The 15,637-nt window shown below is 65.3% G+C and carries 11 protein-coding genes and 1 pseudogene; 3 read left to right on the plus strand and 9 right to left on the minus strand.

Features of this window, described 5'->3' with window-relative positions:
• The first annotated feature begins 59 nt into the window (after window positions 1–59).
• Complete coding sequence (locus CP970_RS30320) at window positions 60–2,120, plus strand: MDR family MFS transporter (protein WP_055546160.1); 2,061 nt, start codon at window positions 60–62, stop codon at window positions 2,118–2,120.
• On the opposite strand, the gene CP970_RS30325 is transcribed toward CP970_RS30320, so the two are convergent.
• Together CP970_RS30325 and CP970_RS30330 are read right to left on the minus strand one after the other, a co-directional pair.
• A complete protein-coding gene (locus CP970_RS30325) occupies window positions 2,103–2,618 on the minus strand; it encodes a GNAT family N-acetyltransferase (RefSeq protein WP_055546158.1) in 516 nt (171 codons plus the stop codon). The genes CP970_RS30320 and CP970_RS30325 overlap by 18 nt on opposite strands.
• A 106-nt stretch (window positions 2,619–2,724) precedes the next feature.
• Window positions 2,725–2,946: pseudogene (locus CP970_RS30330) on the minus strand (antibiotic biosynthesis monooxygenase family protein); the annotation flags it as partial.
• Window positions 2,947–2,971: 25 nt separating this feature from the next.
• On the opposite strand from CP970_RS30330, the gene CP970_RS30335 reads away from it, so the two are divergent.
• The gene (locus CP970_RS30335; protein WP_055546156.1) at window positions 2,972–4,621 is read left to right on the plus strand and encodes a recombinase family protein; all 1,650 of its coding nucleotides are present in this window, start codon (window positions 2,972–2,974) and stop codon (window positions 4,619–4,621) included.
• Window positions 4,622–4,698: 77 nt separating this feature from the next.
• On the opposite strand, the gene CP970_RS30340 is transcribed toward CP970_RS30335, so the two are convergent.
• The 5 genes from CP970_RS30340 to CP970_RS30360 all read right to left on the minus strand — a co-directional run bounded on the left by CP970_RS30340 (window position 4,699) and on the right by CP970_RS30360 (window position 13,097).
• The gene (locus tag CP970_RS30340; protein ID WP_150494190.1) at window positions 4,699–9,039 is read right to left on the minus strand and encodes a tetratricopeptide repeat protein; all 4,341 of its coding nucleotides are present in this window, start codon (window positions 9,037–9,039) and stop codon (window positions 4,699–4,701) included.
• 534 nt (window positions 9,040–9,573) lie between these two features.
• Window positions 9,574–11,007: a replication initiator gene (locus tag CP970_RS30345; protein ID WP_317987196.1), complete on the minus strand. Its 1,434-nt coding sequence runs from the start codon at window positions 11,005–11,007 to the stop codon at window positions 9,574–9,576.
• Window positions 11,008–11,245: 238 nt separating this feature from the next.
• On the minus strand, window positions 11,246–11,443 hold the full coding sequence (locus CP970_RS30350; protein WP_150494191.1) for a hypothetical protein: 198 nt from the start codon (window positions 11,441–11,443) through the stop codon (window positions 11,246–11,248).
• The gene (locus tag CP970_RS30355; RefSeq protein ID WP_150494193.1) at window positions 11,440–12,741 is read right to left on the minus strand and encodes an FtsK/SpoIIIE domain-containing protein; all 1,302 of its coding nucleotides are present in this window, start codon (window positions 12,739–12,741) and stop codon (window positions 11,440–11,442) included. Before CP970_RS30355 ends, CP970_RS30350 begins: the two co-directional genes overlap by 4 nt.
• On the minus strand, window positions 12,741–13,097 hold the full coding sequence (locus tag CP970_RS30360) for an SCO3933 family regulatory protein (RefSeq protein WP_055557024.1): 357 nt from the start codon (window positions 13,095–13,097) through the stop codon (window positions 12,741–12,743). Before CP970_RS30360 ends, CP970_RS30355 begins: the two co-directional genes overlap by 1 nt.
• A gap of 162 nt (window positions 13,098–13,259) precedes the next feature.
• Between CP970_RS30360 and CP970_RS30365 the strand changes: the two genes are divergently transcribed.
• Window positions 13,260–14,042, plus strand: a complete 783-nt coding sequence (locus tag CP970_RS30365) for a GntR family transcriptional regulator (RefSeq protein ID WP_055557026.1) — start codon at window positions 13,260–13,262, stop codon at window positions 14,040–14,042.
• 410 nt (window positions 14,043–14,452) lie between these two features.
• On the opposite strand, the gene CP970_RS30370 is transcribed toward CP970_RS30365, so the two are convergent.
• Both CP970_RS30370 and CP970_RS30375 read right to left on the minus strand, forming a co-directional pair.
• On the minus strand, window positions 14,453–14,755 hold the full coding sequence (locus CP970_RS30370) for a hypothetical protein (protein ID WP_150494195.1): 303 nt from the start codon (window positions 14,753–14,755) through the stop codon (window positions 14,453–14,455).
• A gap of 321 nt (window positions 14,756–15,076) precedes the next feature.
• A complete protein-coding gene (locus CP970_RS30375; protein ID WP_055554005.1) occupies window positions 15,077–15,631 on the minus strand; it encodes an ATP-binding protein in 555 nt (184 codons plus the stop codon).
• Window positions 15,632–15,637: the final 6 nt, after the last annotated feature.

Below are 15,637 nucleotides of genomic sequence, written 5' to 3' on the forward strand. Positions count from 1 at the left end.
AGGCCCCGCGGCAAGGACCCGCAGCAAGGGCCCGGGGCGGCGCCCTCAGGAGGTTGTGCATGACGCAGGACGTGAGCGCACGGCCCGCGGAGCCGGAGCCCGTACCAGGACCGCCGGCGGACGGCCACGCGCACGGCGGGGTCCTTGTCTCCATCGGCGCGCTGCTCCTCGGCATGCTGCTCGCGGCCCTCGACCAGACCATCGTCTCGACCGCGCTGCCGACCATCGTCAGCGACCTCGGCGGCATGGACCACCTGTCCTGGGTCGTCACGGCGTACATGCTCGCCGCGACGGCCGCCACGCCGCTGTGGGGCAAGCTCGGCGACCAGTACGGCCGCAAGAAGCTGTTCCTGACCGCGATCGTGATCTTCCTGGTGGGCTCGGCGCTCTGCGGCATGGCGCAGAACATGCCGCAGCTCATCGGCTTCCGCGCCCTCCAGGGCCTCGGCGGCGGCGGGCTCATGGTGCTGTCCATGGCGATCGTCGGCGACCTGGTCTCGCCGCGCGAACGCGGCAAGTACCAGGGCCTGTTCGGCGCGGTCTTCGGCGCGACCAGCGTCCTCGGGCCGCTGCTCGGCGGGCTCTTCACCGAACACCTCAGCTGGCGCTGGGTCTTCTACGTCAACCTGCCGATCGGCGTGGTCGCCCTCCTCGTCATCGCCACCACCCTGCACATCCCGGTGCGCGACACCAAGCACACCATCGACTACCTCGGCACCTTCCTGATCGCGTCGGTCGCCACCTGTCTGGTGCTCGTCGCCTCGCTCGGCGGCACCACCTGGGGCTGGGGCTCGCCGCAGATCATCGGGCTCGCGGTCCTCGGCGTGCTGCTCGCGTTCGCCTTCGTCTCCGTGGAGAAGAAGGCCGTGGAGCCGGTGCTTCCGCTGAAGCTGTTCCGGATCCGCACCTTCACGCTGTCCGCCGTCATCAGCTTCATCGTGGGCTTCGCGATGTTCGGGGCGATGACCTACCTGCCGACGTTCCTCCAGGTCGTGCAGGGCGTCACGCCCACCATGTCGGGCGTGCACATGCTGCCGATGGTGGCGGGCATGCTGCTGTCGACGACCGCCTCCGGCCAGATCGTCAGTCGTACGGGCCGCTGGAAGGTCTTCCCCGTGGCGGGCACGGCGGTGACGACGCTCGGCCTGCTCCTGCTCCACCAGCTGAACGAGAACAGTCCCACCCTGGAGATGAGCGCCTACTTCTTCGTCTTCGGCCTGGGCCTCGGCCTGGTCATGCAGGTGCTCGTGCTCATCGTGCAGAATGCCGTCAGCTACGAGGACCTGGGCGTCGCCACGTCGGGTGCGACCTTCTTCCGCTCCATCGGCGCCTCCTTCGGCGTGGCGATCTTCGGCACGATCTTCACCAACCGGCTCGGCGACAAGCTCACCGACGCCCTCGCCGGGCAGCAGCTGCCGCCGGGAGTGAGCGTGGGCGCGCTGGAGGCGGACCCGCGCGGCATCGCGCGGCTCCCCGCAGAGCTACGCCCCAGCGCCCTGCACGCGTACGCCTCGTCGATCACGGACGTCTTCCTGTACGCGGCACCGGTCGCCCTGGTCGCCTTCGTCCTCGCCTGGTTCCTGAAGGAGGACAGGCTGCGCGGCTCGGTGACGGCGCCCGACCCCACGCAGACCCTCGCCAGCAACCCCGTGGAACGTTCGTCGTACGACGAGTGCGCGCGGGCCCTGTCCGTGCTCGGGACGCGCGAGGGGCGCCGCGAGATCTACGAGCGGATCACCGAGCGCGCGGGCTACGACCTGCTGCCCGCGGCCAGTTGGCTGCTCCTGCGCATGGCCAGGCACGGCACCGTCGAACCCGCCGTGCTCGCCGAGCGCACCACGGTGCCGCTGACCGTCATCACGGCGGCCGCCCGCCAGGTCGAGGAGCGCCGCCTCGCCGAACGGCAGGGCCTGGAGATGCTCCTGACCGAGCGGGGCAGGGAGGTCGCGGGCAGGCTCGCCAAGGCCCGCGAGGCATCCCTCTCCGAACTGCTCGGCGACTGGTGGGGTCCGGACCGGCCCACCGACCTGACCCGGCTCGTCGAGGAACTCAGCGCCGAACTGTGCGGGTCGGAGTCGGAGCGGCCGCAGGACGGGTCGGCGTCAGCGCGCGTCACCTGAGGCGAGCTTCTTGCCGTACCAGTGGTCGGCGTACTGACGCTCCATGATCGGCTCGATCTCCTCGTATCCGTGGCGCGCGTACAGCGCGCGGGCCTCCACCAGGTCGGTGCGGGTGTCCAGGACGACGCGCCCGGCGCCGAGCGCGCGGGCCGCGTCCTCGGCCGCGGCCAGGATGACGGGGGCGCCGCCCTTGCCGCGCAGGTCCTCCCGTACGAAGACGCGCGTGAGCTCAGCGGTCGCCGGGTCGAGCAGCCGCACGCCCGCGGTGGCCCCGGGCTCGCCGCCGTACCGCCCGAGGAGCAGCACCCCGTCCGGCGGCGCGAGATCGGCCCCCGTCTCCGCGGCGACCTCGCGCTCCAGCTCCTCGGGGTCCGTGGGACGGCCCTCGTGCAGCAGGTACCAGCGGTCGCTGACCTCTGTGTAGTACGCGCGCCAGAGCGCGGCGGCCGCGGGGGAGTCGTACGGCTCGGGGGCGATGGTCCAGGAAGCGGTGGTCATGGTGCCATTCTGAGGCGCGACGGGCGGCGCCCCGCAAGCGAATTGGCTCGCGGGGCGCGATCTTGCGGGTGCCCTTGGGCTGGTGCCGCGTGCCGTGGCGTGCGGGTCAGCTCTTGGGCGCGGCCTGCTGGACGACCTCGAAGGACCAGAGGGTGGAACCGGAGGCGGCGGGCTTGGGCCGCTCACCGCCCTCGCCGCCACCGTCACCCGCCGGACGACCCTGCTGGTGCGCGGCCTTCATGGGCCCTTCCATCCACGCCTGGAAGGCGGCCTCGTCGCGCCAGCGGGTGTAGACGAGGTACTGGTCCGTGCCTTCGATGGGGCAGAGGGTGCGCGGATGTACCTTTCGCTGCATGAGCGATGACGACTTAGTCTCTCGCGCACAGTGGGGAGACCTGCAGGGGCAGAACTGGGCGGTGCTTGTGCGCCTGTCCACGGATGAGGCCGAGGACGACGAGGAGCCGGTCGCGGAGCCCGGTGAGCCGGGAGAGGGCGCCCGGCGACGAGGCCCGATGACGGGCCGCGACATCAAGAGCACGAGTGAACAAGAGCGCGACGGCCGGGAGTTCATCGACCGGCACGGCGGCGTGTGCGTGCACGTCTACTACGAGCCGGACACGTCGGCGTGGCGGAAGAAGCGTGTACGTCTGCCGGACGGCCGGGTGGTCTATCGAGTCGTACGCCCGGTATTCGAGGGCGCGTTGGAGGACCTGAAGGCGGGGCAGGCCCCGAAGGGCGAGCGCCTGGACGGCCTGATCGTCTACGACATCGACCGCCTGACGCGCGACAACAGGCACCTTGAGGACGCGATCGATGTGGTGGAACGCCACCGGCGACCGATCATCGACATCAACGGCAGTTTGGACTTGCTCACGGAGAACGGCCGAGCGACGGCGCGAGTGGTCGTGGCGATGAGTAACAAGCAGTCGGCGGATACGGCCCGCCGAGTGCGCCGGAAGCACCGCGCCCTGGAGCGGGAGGGCATCCCGACCGGGGGAGCGAGGCCGTTCGGCTGGAACGAGGACAAGCGGATGCTGCACGCGTCCGAGGCGAAGCTGCTGAGGGAGGCCGCGCTAGGGGTTCTCGGCGGCGCCCCCATCCGGGCGTTCACGACCCGCTGGAACGAGCAGGGCGTGATGACGCCGCGGGGAAGCAGGTGGAGTACCACCAAGCTCAAGACGGTCCTGCGTAACCCGCGTATGTGCGGCATCCGTTCGCGGAAGTCTCGGGAGCTCAACTCGGACACGGGCAGCGAGACTGAGCGTTGGGAGATCGTCTACGGCGACGAGGGCGAGCCGGTCCGAGGGCAATGGGACCGCGTCATCACCGAAGAGCAGTGGAAGGCACTCCTGGAAGTGATCGGCGACAACATGTCACCGGGCACAGGCCACAACTCCCGCAAGTACCTCCTGACGGGAACGCTCCGCTGCGACAAGGACGACTGCGGCACACCACACCGCGCCATCAAGGCACCGAGGGGCGCCAACAAGCCCGAGGGGTTCTTCTATTACGCCTGTCCGGACAAGGGACAGGGAGGCTGCGGCGGAGGCACGAAGATCCCGGGCCCGGACGCCGACAAGGCAGTCACGGAGCTGGTGATAGCCAAGTACGAGGAGGAGGCCGCAGCCAGGGAGGCGCAGGTGGCACCGAAGGAGTGGGGCCGCGAGGAGGAGTTGGCCCGCGTCCGAGAGGACATCGAGGAGGCGAAGGAGGCCCGCCGGATGCGGATCCTGAGCAAGGAGCGGTACTTCGCGATGCTTCAGGAACTCACGGTGCAGGAGAGGCAGTTGGTGCGTGATCGCAACCGGTGGGTCAAGCACCAGGTGGCCGCGATGGGCAAGCCCGTCGACCTGCGGGCGGAGTGGGACGACCTGACGCTGCCGGAGAAGCGGGCCTACATAGAGCAGACGCTGACGGCAGTGCTCGTCGCGCCAGCGGTCGGGCGCCGCAAGCCCGTCTACACGAGGCTCACGCCGCTGTTTCGTGCGGATGACGAGCAGTAAGCAACAGGAGTTGGGAGTTGAGCCATTTAGTCATGCTGGTGAAGGGATTGGGGAAGCGCCAAGATGCCCCATCAAGGCTAGTTATTGAAGCCGCGTTCGTCCGGAGGCTGCCGAGTTGTGCGAAGGAACTCTTCCGCCATGACGGACACCACGCTTGGCTCAAGGCGAGCCAACACCGGTAGGCATATTTGCCAATGCCCAACCGTAAGCGCTTGGGCGAGGATTCGACGAGATTCCGTAGCAGCTAGCCGAGATGCAAGAGATGCTAGCGCTCGAGCTTGCTCGGGAAGATGATTAATCGAATGCGCAACCTCTTCGGCATGTTCTGGCCTGCCGGAACTGGCGAAGGCCTCGGTAACCGCGCTTAGAGCCTGTCCTTGCGAAATGGGATTGGTGATCAAGCGGGCGATCATTTCGGCCTTATCTAGCTCGCCCGCACTGATTCCCGACCGCACGATTGCCGTAAGCGCTCTCGCCTTTACTCTTGATTCGGGAATTGAAATAGCGATATTTTGAGCCTGATCGATCTCGCCCGACGTAGCTACCGAAACCGCAATAGATGACAATGCTTTTTGCTGAATGGCGGATCTCTTAATGGACCGTACGATACTTTCAGCCCACTCTGTGTATCCTGCGGAGGCAATTCGCTGGGATACATCTACCAGCAACTGATCTCTGTAAGCTGTGGTGATCGTATTGGCAACTGTGATGGCTTGGTTGAAGAATTGCTTCGCTGTGCTTGTCTCTCCTTTCTCGGTCAGAACTTCCCCCACATGCGCAAGTGCTTTAGCTCGTAGTGGCACGTTGCTAATAAACCCGACACAGGTTTTGGCCCGCTCGAAACCCCTAATCGCTGCTAGTTCGCATGCTATTGCGAGTAATGCATTATATTGATGGTATGGGTGATCGATCGCAACGGCCACTGCCTCCGCAGCTGCAAAATCGCCAGAATTTAGCTCTAACCGCACTTCCTGAGGAAATCTATGGTGCGCAGACGCGTCGACTCTGACTGTCTGATCGGAGCTCCGCTTATCTGTTCCTGATTCGATGCGCAACAGAGTTGCCAGGGTTCTTGCCCTTATCGTTGGATCATTAATCAATTGGGCTATTGTCTTAGCTTGTTCAAATTTTCCAGTGGTAGCTGCTGCTGCTGCGATGAGTGAAAGCGTTTTGTCCTGCTGAAGCTCATCCGTGAATGAGGCGGCGATGTCTATCGCTCGATTTAGATTACCAGTTCGGGCCATCGCCTCCGCAACAACTGTGAGTGTTCTTTCCCGTTGGGGTCGGTTAGGAATTTCCTGAGCGATCTGTTCGGCTTGATCGACGTCACCCGCTGCTGCTGTTGCTTGAGAGAGTTCAGCAAGTCCCTTGATAGCTTGAGACGGACTCGTAATTGATCGACCGGCAATCTCTGCCTCGATCGCTATTTTCTCGGCTTGATTTTCGTAGCCAGCTGACGCCAGCCCCGATGCGAGAGCGGCCAGAGATTTGACCCGTCGTGCTGGGCTTGCCACTTTCCGGGCGATTCTCGCTGCATGGTCTGGATTTTTTGCTATGGCTGTCACGCGAGCGATGGAAGTCAGGACATCCTCACGGTCAGAGGACCTACCAATTGTCTCGGCAAGCCTCAAAGCAGATTCTAGTAGGGCTGCAGCCATCTTGTCCTGTCCGATGTCCATTGCCGCGTGGGCAACCGATACTAGCGTCCAGGACTGTCGGCTCGGATTACGAATTGCGCGAGCTGTCGCTTCAGCGAGCTCGTTCGTCTTAATGGCGGCGCGCTTATTGCCGCGGGAGCTTTCCGCCCGAGCTACAGCGGACAGGGCTTGGGACCGTTCGGATCGGCTCCTTATAGAATGGGCAATCCTGCGACTCGATTTCACATCTCCTATATTTGCTAGTTCTGTGGCAACTGCCAGTAGAGCCTGGGCGCGTTCGGACCAGGTAGGAATTCCCTGAGCCGTTCTATTGGCGCTCTGCACATGTCCCATAGAAGCTGCGGCTCGGGCAATTGCGACGGTCACATGGGCACGGCGATGGGGGTCGGTTAGTGAACTGGACGCCATCTCGGCACGGCTGATTAGGTCGCCAGCTCTCTGCGGATCCCCAGCTCCTGCAGCGGCACGTGCAACTACTGCGGTGGCATGCGCGTACTCGTACTCGTCGGTTATCTCCTCCAGGGCCTGTTCGGCCTGGCTGATAACCAGCCTAGCCAGGGAGAGGTCTCCAGCCGCAGCCATATCTCTAGCCACCGCAGTCAGTGCCTGGACTCTACGAAAGGGCGCGGTAATTGAGCGAGCCAACGCCTCTGCACGGTTGAAGCGTCCAAGTTGGACCCAGACACTCGGCAGGTTTGCAGGGATGTTGTCGTTCCGTGTCGAAAGTCTTGCTCTATGAATGGCTAGTCTACTTACTGCTGACAGATCGGGGTCAGCTTGATTAGCAATTATCTCTTGAGTGGTTACGATCTCGGCGAGGGCACTCGTGTCTCCACCAATAATGTCGAGCATTCGGTCATGACGATCAGGGTCCGTAGCGCAAGTAAGCATGCGCACTTGATCGCCAGTAGCCTGCAGCAGCTTGAAGTATCCCCGTAGCAAATACTCTGGTGTGTTCGATGGCCAACGCCTTCTGGAATATTCGTCCGACCAGTTATATAGTCTTTGCCGGTAGGAATCTAGGCGGAGTTTTCCGAGGAAATTTGCCGCTTGTTGTTGGAGTTCCTCGTGGCCCAACATGTACACGGTGTTGCGTTGCAAGCGTCCAGACTGTGATGTGAATGTTCGACCGGAGACAGCGCTGAGGTAGCTATTAATCTCCCAGGGAGATAGCCCGGTCAGCTCAGCCAGGTCGGCCTCAGATAGCCCGCCTCCCGCAGCGGTCAATAGGCCTAGTAGATCCAACTCCGTGGTGGTCCCGTGAAATAGTCTTTTAAGTTCGCGTTCTGCGTCCTGGCGTACCACTTCAGCGTGGGGAGAATCACGTAGCGAGCGAACTGTCACTCGCTGACGCAATGGATGATTGCCAGGAACATCTGCCGGGATAGGTGGACTCGGCCTGCTGGCTACGATCACGCGCATGTTGGCTGGAGGGTCCGAAGGAAGTGTCGCGGCGATGCTATGGGCGTCAGGACCGGCAGTAACTCCTTGATCTTCATCAAGCCCATCGACAATCAATACAAGACGCTTGCCCTTCTGCCTACATATTCTGGCTGCGCGATCCAGTGAACCGAGTAGATGTGCATCGCGGGTAGAGTCGGTTAGCAGGGGAGGCATTGGCTCGCCCAGTATCTCTAGAAGCTGTTCAAGTACGACATCGGAGAACGCTACTCGATCGGCTTGACCTGCCAGGCGGGCAGTGATGAAGAACGAAACTATGTGAACTCCATCTGGCGGATTCAAGGTAAACCATGACAGCAACGCTGACTTTCCTGCCCACGCCTTTGCTCGCCACCATAGGTAGTTGTTCAGGTTAGGGGCTTTGCAGAACTCTGATAGAAACTCTAGTTCCTCCTTCCTGCCTAGTAGCCTAACTGGAGCTATTCGTCTTACCTGCGATAGATAATTGGAACGCACCGGGGGGTCGGAGTGCGCTGCTGCGTGATCGCGTTCCTCGTCTACCTGGCTTTTAGTGTGGCGAGCGGAACTGCTATTTGATATCGAAAGAGAGAAACCCTTTAGATCGCGAAGGAGTGAGAGCTCATCTTTTGTCGCAGCCGCGGGGGCATAGCGGCCGGCCAGTTCACAAAGTCGACTGAATAGACGGTCTGCGGTAGCGGGGGTTCCATCTCCGGTTATCTGCCGCAGCCGTCCTACTGCTTGCGTTCGATCGGTTTCATCGGTTCCCTCTAGGCGAATCTCTCTGAGTCGCAGGGCTCCTAATAGACGCCAAGTGACTTCGCTTACGGGTGTGGCGTCAAAGGTGATATCAATATTATTTGAGGCGATGGCGACAACCTGATCGAACTGCCTAAGCCTTTCTCGAACGGCCCGGGTGGTGCGACCAGGTCGGTCCACCTCCTTGCGAAATTCCAGATCATCGCCTACGTCTCGTGCGATTGCAGCCAGTTCTTGCATTTGTCGTATATGGCTATTTGGGCTTGCGACGACCAAGGCGAGTTTCCATGTGCCCGCCGTGATCTCGGTCAAGTGTTGATGTAGAGTGCGAAGGTATGATCCAATAAGGTCTACTGTTGATTTATTGCTGGCTACGAATGATGGGTCTCTTCGGACGCCAATTGATACTCTGTGTTCTATTTCATTGGCCGAATTTCCAATAACGACGACATCGTCCACCGGGCTAAATGAACTTGCCTGGAATGTTATCCGGCGTGGGGTGACATCGTCACCCAGTTCGGTTAGGGGGTCGCCCGTCAGGAGATGGCCCAGGAGAATCGCTCCATAGCGATGCTCCAGCACAGTTCCGCCACCGCCCGTAGAGTAAGGGCTGGCCGCTGTTGACGCGCTGCGGGTCTGGGAACCTTTTCGCACAGGCTCATATTACGGCTTGGCGAACGAACGCGTAGGTCTGCTGACAACCTGCGCTTACGAGTTGATCTTGATGGGGCGGGTCGACTCGGTTCCCGAGGACGGCTCTGCTGGGCATGGGCAGCCTTGGCCCTCCTTGCTTGACGCGGGACCAGGCCGTGCCAGGAGGTTGGAGAATCCACGAAGGAGCGGCCTCAGCTACGACGTTCTCGCACCATTGAATGTCGTACGCTGATTGCTGGGGGAGCAGGTGCCATCCCCGTCTCTGTCGACGGCGTGAGTAGACGACGACACCGCTGAGCAGGGGCTAGTCCGTCGGGTGGGCCGAGGCCTCGGGGGAGCGGCGTGGCACTGTGACATTCATACGTAACGTTATGTTGATCTGCCGCCATCTCTTTTCCGACCAAGGTGGCGTGCTTCGAGCGTGCGCTCGGGCCCATTCGCGTAGTCCCTGGTCTGACTCCATCAGCGTTCCATGGCTAAGGAAGCAGCAAGCGTCGCTCGGGCGATCTCTTGATTCTGGGCGAGGTCTTCAGCGACGGTGGCGGCTATCAGAGTGGCGCCTGCTGTATGCCCAGATCCTGCATAGCGCCAGTTGGCCTCGACTTGGGTGGTGGATACGTCGTCGGGACCCTTGTGCGCATGGACTGCGCGTGCGGCGCGCAGCGCGGCGTAAGTCGTCGAGTAGCTGCGGGACTTGGTGAGGATGTGTCCGCGGTAGCCGAGAGAGTGAGTCCAGGCACGCAGGCGGAGCGGTTCGTACTCGGGGAGACCGCCCAGGCGCCAGCAGGTGCGCATGAGAGTGCGCACGTGCGCGGTGACCGGGGCTGCTTCGATGTCGTCGCTGTTGGTGAGCTTGTGGTCGAGGCCCGCGCCGGTCTCGCTGGCTCCCTTGGTGACGTACTTCGCGACGTACGCGGCTACGGCGTCGTCGTGCAGGGTCTCACCGTCGGCATGCACCGTCAGGGGACGAGCGTCGAGTTGGACGCCCCAGCGAAGGGCGAGTTCGCCGATGGCGGGGGAGTACGGAACGTGGACCATGGCGCGTTGGGCGGAGGCTCGAACGGCGTTGATCAGGCTCTCAGCCGTACCCCAGATCGGAGGTTCGTCGTCGGGCCCCGCCGGGCCGTCGAGGCGTACGACGGCGTGGATGTGGACGGCAGCCCGTTGCTGATACTCGGCGACTCGGGCAAAGGACAGCCGAGCGTGTTCGGGGAAGCGCGACTGTGCGACGCCGACCGATGAGGCGAGGCGGCGACGGACACCGATGACGAAGCGGTCCCAGAGCTTTCCCACGTGTGCGTGCCAGAGCACATGAGCCACGTATTCGTAGCAGTCGGGGCAGAGCGGTTGGCCGACTAGGGGGTCGCCCGTGGAGTGGACGAGGCCGCAGCCATGGGACCGACCGTGTTCGCAGTCACCCGCATTGCGGCGAGGGCGGCATCGCTCGTCGGCCGCGCGGTGGACCGGGCCGAATGAGGGTGCAGTCAGGGTGATGAAGAGGCGAGGCCGATCGCGGACCGTGGACGGGACGTTCTTGCCACCGAGGAGGCCCGCGCGGACGAGGTGGAAGGTGTCTCCGGCGTGGAGGCGGGAGCACGGCGCGCAGACGGTCGCGCGTCTATTGCCGCAGCGGAGCAAGAGGCGTTCGCCGGGTTCATTGCGGGTGTCGTAGTGGTGGAGGATCTCGCCGGTTGTCGCGTCCCGCGTCGTCGTCCAACCGGAGAGGTGGATGGGATGTGCGCAGCCACCGGTGGCCACGATCTGCTCGAACCACCGGGCGTATTGAGGGTGTTGTGCGATGCGGATGGCATCGCGGTCGGTCTCGGGAAGCTGACGCAGGCGCGCCTCACGGTCGAGAGCGGCGCGCCTGTCAGCCGGGGTGAAGTCCGGGGTGATGGTGGGGACCTTCCAGGGTGGGCCGCCGAGGCGGCACGGATGGTGGTTGGTGGCGCGGCGTTGGCCATGGGGATCGCTCCTTGCTCGGTCGGGTGGTGCGGTTCTAGGTCAGCGGATGGAGCCGGTGCCCCGGCAGATGCGGCAGCGGCGACGCCGTCCGGTCCAGGTGGTGCGGGCTCCCTCGCCCTTGCAGTGAGGGCACCTCACGCGACTCATGGGCATGGCCGGTCCTTCCTGCTCAGGGGTGGGAGAAGCCGTTGATGAGCCAGGTCACGATGCCGTGGACGGTGAAGACCACCGGGGTCTGTCCGAGGTAGACGCCGAAGAGGCCGACGCAGACCGCTTGCCAGGCGCGGACGTCGCGGGAGCGGACGAGGAGGGCGGTGATGATCCCGAAGATCACCGCGAACGTGAACGCCGTTGTCTCGCTGATCACTTGGCGTCTCCTCCCGGCGCCGCAAGGGCACGGTCTATGGCGGGCAGGAGCGGGGTCAGGGCCGCGTGCTTGCGGGCGGTGGCCATGGCCTCTTCGGTTGTCGTCAGGTGCGAGCGGGCACGGCTCCAGCCGCCGTCCGGGCCGGTGCAGACGGCCACGCCCTGTTCCTCAGCGGTGATCGACTGGGCGACGGCCACGGCGTCCTTGTTGAGGTCTCCGAGGGTCATCTCCGCCGTGCCGGGGTCGTTGACCCGATGGCAGATCCGGCCGCCGAGCTGAGCCCGCAGCGCGGTGACGCCGGGCCCGAGGTCCGAGCCGACGCGCTGCCCGGCGACAACCAGGTGCATGCCCAGGGCGGCACCGAGTTGGGCCAGGCGCAGAAGGAGGGTTGAACACTGATCCGCCTCTGCCTTGCTCTCCCGACTGCCGTCGGAGAGGTACAGCTCTGCCAGCTCGTCGACGATCACCACGACGGGCACGGGGCGCAGCTTGTCGGGCAGCTCCCAGATCGAGCGGACTCCCGCCGCCCGGCAATCGCGCATGCGGTCCTGCATGTCGACGACGAGCGCGGCAAGCACAGCGACCGCTTCCCGCCTGCACGTCGTGAGTGCGCTCAACCGCCCGGCGAACAAGCCCAGCTCCATGCCGCCCTTGCAGTCGATGCCGACCAGAGCGACATCCTGCGGGGCGAGTTGGGTGATCAGCCGGGCCAGCAAGGTCGACTTGCCCGAGCGGGTGGCCCCGGCGATCAGCCAGTGCGGCACCAACCGGAGGTCCATCACCCAGGCCCCGCCGCTCTCCAGTGCGCCGATGAGCGCGGACAGCAGCGCGGCCGGGGCCGAGGCTAAGCCGGGCCGGGCCAGCGGATCGCTGGCCGTCGCGGTCAACAGCACGAGGCCGCGTTCCGGCGAGGTGACCCGCACGGCGTGGACCTTCCACGCATGCACGAGCGCTTCGGCCGCCTTCATGAACGTCGCCGGGGTCTGCCCCGCGTGCAGACGCACGGCCACGCTCAACCCCATGGGGGTAGCCCGCGGGAACGAGATCCGGGGCGCCACCGGCCGCAGCGGGTCGCCCTTGACGATCAGGTCGCCGACCAGCCCGCGCGGCGGACGCCGGGAGACCGCAAGGTCGTTGAGCATCGCGACCTTGCGCCAGGTCAGCAGCACCCGCCACGCGGTGAGCGGGTAGCCGGTGACGTACCAGTGCCAGGCCGGACGGTGCCGCCGCAGCAGATCGGCGACGACGAACACCCAGGCAAGTACGGCGAGCGCGAAGGCGACGAGGATGGCACCCATCAGGCACCGCCCGCAGCCTTGGCCGGGCCCGCAGCCGGAGCGCCGCTCACCGGGGTGACCGCGTCGGCGCGGAAGCTGACACCGTGTCGGTCGCCCATCGCCCAGGCGAACGCCACCAGGCCGGTGACCTTGACGACTTGGCCCTCCTGGATCCCGTTCGGTTCGCCGGAGACGGCGATCTCGATCACGGAGATACGCCGCCGGTCCTGCCGCACGGTGACCGCCACGGTGTAGACGGTGTTGCCGTCCCGGTCCTTCTTGACCTCCTGTGTCTCGGAGTTGCTGATCTTCGCTTCGGGCGCGATGGCGCACCGCAGTACGCCCAGTCGTGCCGTGTCCACGGGAATGGACTGCATTTTTTGGCCTCCTTGGCCGATTAGACGTCGGGCACATGCCGACGTCACTTGTCCTGACGAGTGACGACTATGGAGTTCTGTACGGCGCGGGGTCAAGTACTTATGCTGACGAGTGATGTCGCGCGTGCGACGTGCCTACGACTTCAACCTGAAGGTGCCGAGATGACGGAGATCCAACGCCCCGGAGCCCTCTACCAACAGGTCGCCTCAGCGATCCGGGAAGCGATCCTCTCGGGCGAGTTCGAGCCCGGCGCCCCGCTCCCCTCCGAGGCCCAGCTCATCGAGCGCTACCAGGTCTCCCGCCCCACCGTCCGCAACGCCGTCGCCGCCCTGCGAGCAGAAGGGTTGGTCAACGTCCGCCACGGCAAGGGCAGCTTCGTACGCTCCGACGGCCAGCCCACCGTCACCATCGAACGCCGCATCAGCCGTGCGCGCGACGGGAAGTTCGTCATGCCGAGTGGTGCTGTCTGGGATGAGGCCGAGGAGCCGACCCCGTACCGCGGCCACTCGACGAAGGGCAGCGGCCAGTTGCTCGGCATCGGTGCAGAGGAAGATCTCTTCGTCTGCGACAGGCTGCTCATCGACCCCGCGAGCGGCACCCGAGCCATGCACCGCACGATCACCCCGCTCGCCGTCGCGGCGGACATTCCTGCCCTCGGCCAGGAGCCGCCGGGCCCGCCCCCGATGACCGCGTACGAGTTCATGGCGCAGGCCGGGCACAAGCTGTGGTGGTCCGAGACGGTCCGCGCCCGCATGCCGCTCCCTGACGAGCGGACCACTCTCCGACTGCCGGACGCGACACCGATCCTGCACGTCGCCCGCGTCACGCACGGCACAGACGACCGCCCGCTGCTCCTCGAAGAACTCCGCACCGGTGCGGACCGTGCCGAACTCGCCTACCGGATCACCGCCGACAAGGAGCCCGCGCGGCGCACCCGAGCCTGAGCGCCGAAGATCGGTCGAAACTTTCTCCACTTCCTCAAGGGCGCGCCTGCGGCGCGCCGGGCAGCCCGGCCGCCCCGGCCGGGCGTGCGGCGTGGCCGCCGGTCCCGGCCGGTCGCCCGGCGCCCTGATCCGCAGCGCTCCCAGGGAGTTGAGGCGTCGCCCGGGCGGCTTGGGTCGGGGCCCGCGGGGCTGGGGGTCGACGGCCTCCGAGACTTTAGGCAGCTCCCATGGGGCGAGCCTCGACGAACAGGGGGCCAATCGGGCACACCAGCGGGCAGGCCCAGTACCTGCCCGATTCGCCGGGCGAGCGTAAGGCCCCCTGTCCACTCGCCCCATGGCAGCTACCGCCCAAAGTCTCTGCGGCCGCCGACGTGCCCACGCGCGGCTCTGACCAGCAGATAACCGCCGCCTCATGCGGCACCGCCACCGTCGCCGATCGCGACCGCTTCCAGGAGTCCGGCAAGCCGCTCCACGGCGTCCGGCCGTCCCATCACCCGCACGACCCCGCGCCCGTCCTCGTTCGTCGACGCGGCCGCGCGCACCTCCGACAGCTCCAACCCGACGCCCAGGAGTGCACGGTTCAGCCGGTCGGCAGCCCCTCGCGCATCGCGCCAGCCCGCCACGTAGTCGACGCCCGGAACCCACAGCCGACCGGGGTCCACGCCCGCGACGTCCAGACCGTCGCCCAACCAGTCCTCACCCACGCCAGTCACCTTGCACACCTCTGCCTTAATCTAGTGACGGATCATCAACTTCCTTGGCCTGAGGCGGAAACGCAGCGCAGCGGCCCCGGTACCATCAGGCACCGGGGACCGCTGCGTCCCCTGCCGGACCACCCCGGTTGCTTCCCGGCGCGGGGGTGGTCCGGTCTCGGTATGTGGTTGTGAAGCGCGGCCCCTCAGGCAAGAGTGATTCGCCTCTGCCGAGGGGCCGCACCCCAGGGCCGGGTTGGTCAGACCCCGGCCGCTAACCGGGCCGTAGCCCACGCTCCCGATCGCGAGGGAGCATGCAGGGAGACGACGGCCCGGCGGTCTCTACGTCACCCCGTCGGCAGAGCCCGGGGCGAGGTCGAACCGGCACCAAACGGTCTTGCCGCCCACCTCACCCGGCTCCCACCACACGGCATCGACGAGGCGGTGCACGATGAACAGACCGCGCCCTGTGTCCGGCAACACCGCCGCGCACAACTCACCTGCCAGTTCGGGGGAGACGAACTCACCCACCGGCAGATCAGGCGGCGTCGAGTCCTCATCGGCCACCCCGATGAACAGCCACTTCGGCCACATCTTGAGGACTACGTCGATACGCCGCGCGGCACCGGGCCGCGACAAGCAGTCGTCCGGCACGACGTGATGCACGACGTTTCCGACCAACTCTGAGACGACCAGTTGAGCGTCATCGACGAGGCGGGCAAGTCCCCAGTCCCGGAGACATGCGCTCACCATTTGGCGCGAGCCGCGCACGGAGTCCGGAGACTCGGCGAAGAGCGTCAGCGCACGGAAGCGCCCGCCGACCGGTACCTGCTCCTGAGCGCGAGCAGCGGGCACCGCTGAAGTGTTCGCTAGGCGTCTGCTGTCCGGCGCGTTCATTGCGCC

Source organism: Streptomyces kanamyceticus (genome assembly GCF_008704495.1).
Classification (GTDB): Bacteria; Actinomycetota; Actinomycetes; order Streptomycetales; family Streptomycetaceae; genus Streptomyces; species Streptomyces kanamyceticus.

What these genes read in the sequence shown, in the direction of transcription:
- CP970_RS30320 (WP_055546160.1), top strand. Translation starts at nt 60, where the DNA reads ATGACGCAGGACGTGAGCGCACGGCCCGCGGAGCCGGAGCCCGTACCA.
- CP970_RS30325 (WP_055546158.1), bottom strand. Translation starts at nt 2,618, where the DNA reads ATGACCACCGCTTCCTGGACCATCGCCCCCGAGCCGTACGACTCCCCC.
- CP970_RS30335 (WP_055546156.1), top strand. Translation starts at nt 2,972, where the DNA reads ATGAGCGATGACGACTTAGTCTCTCGCGCACAGTGGGGAGACCTGCAG.
- CP970_RS30355 (WP_150494193.1), bottom strand. Translation starts at nt 12,741, where the DNA reads ATGGGTGCCATCCTCGTCGCCTTCGCGCTCGCCGTACTTGCCTGGGTG.
- CP970_RS30360 (WP_055557024.1), bottom strand. Translation starts at nt 13,097, where the DNA reads ATGCAGTCCATTCCCGTGGACACGGCACGACTGGGCGTACTGCGGTGC.
- CP970_RS30365 (WP_055557026.1), top strand. Translation starts at nt 13,260, where the DNA reads ATGACGGAGATCCAACGCCCCGGAGCCCTCTACCAACAGGTCGCCTCA.
- CP970_RS30375 (WP_055554005.1), bottom strand. Translation starts at nt 15,631, where the DNA reads ATGAACGCGCCGGACAGCAGACGCCTAGCGAACACTTCAGCGGTGCCC.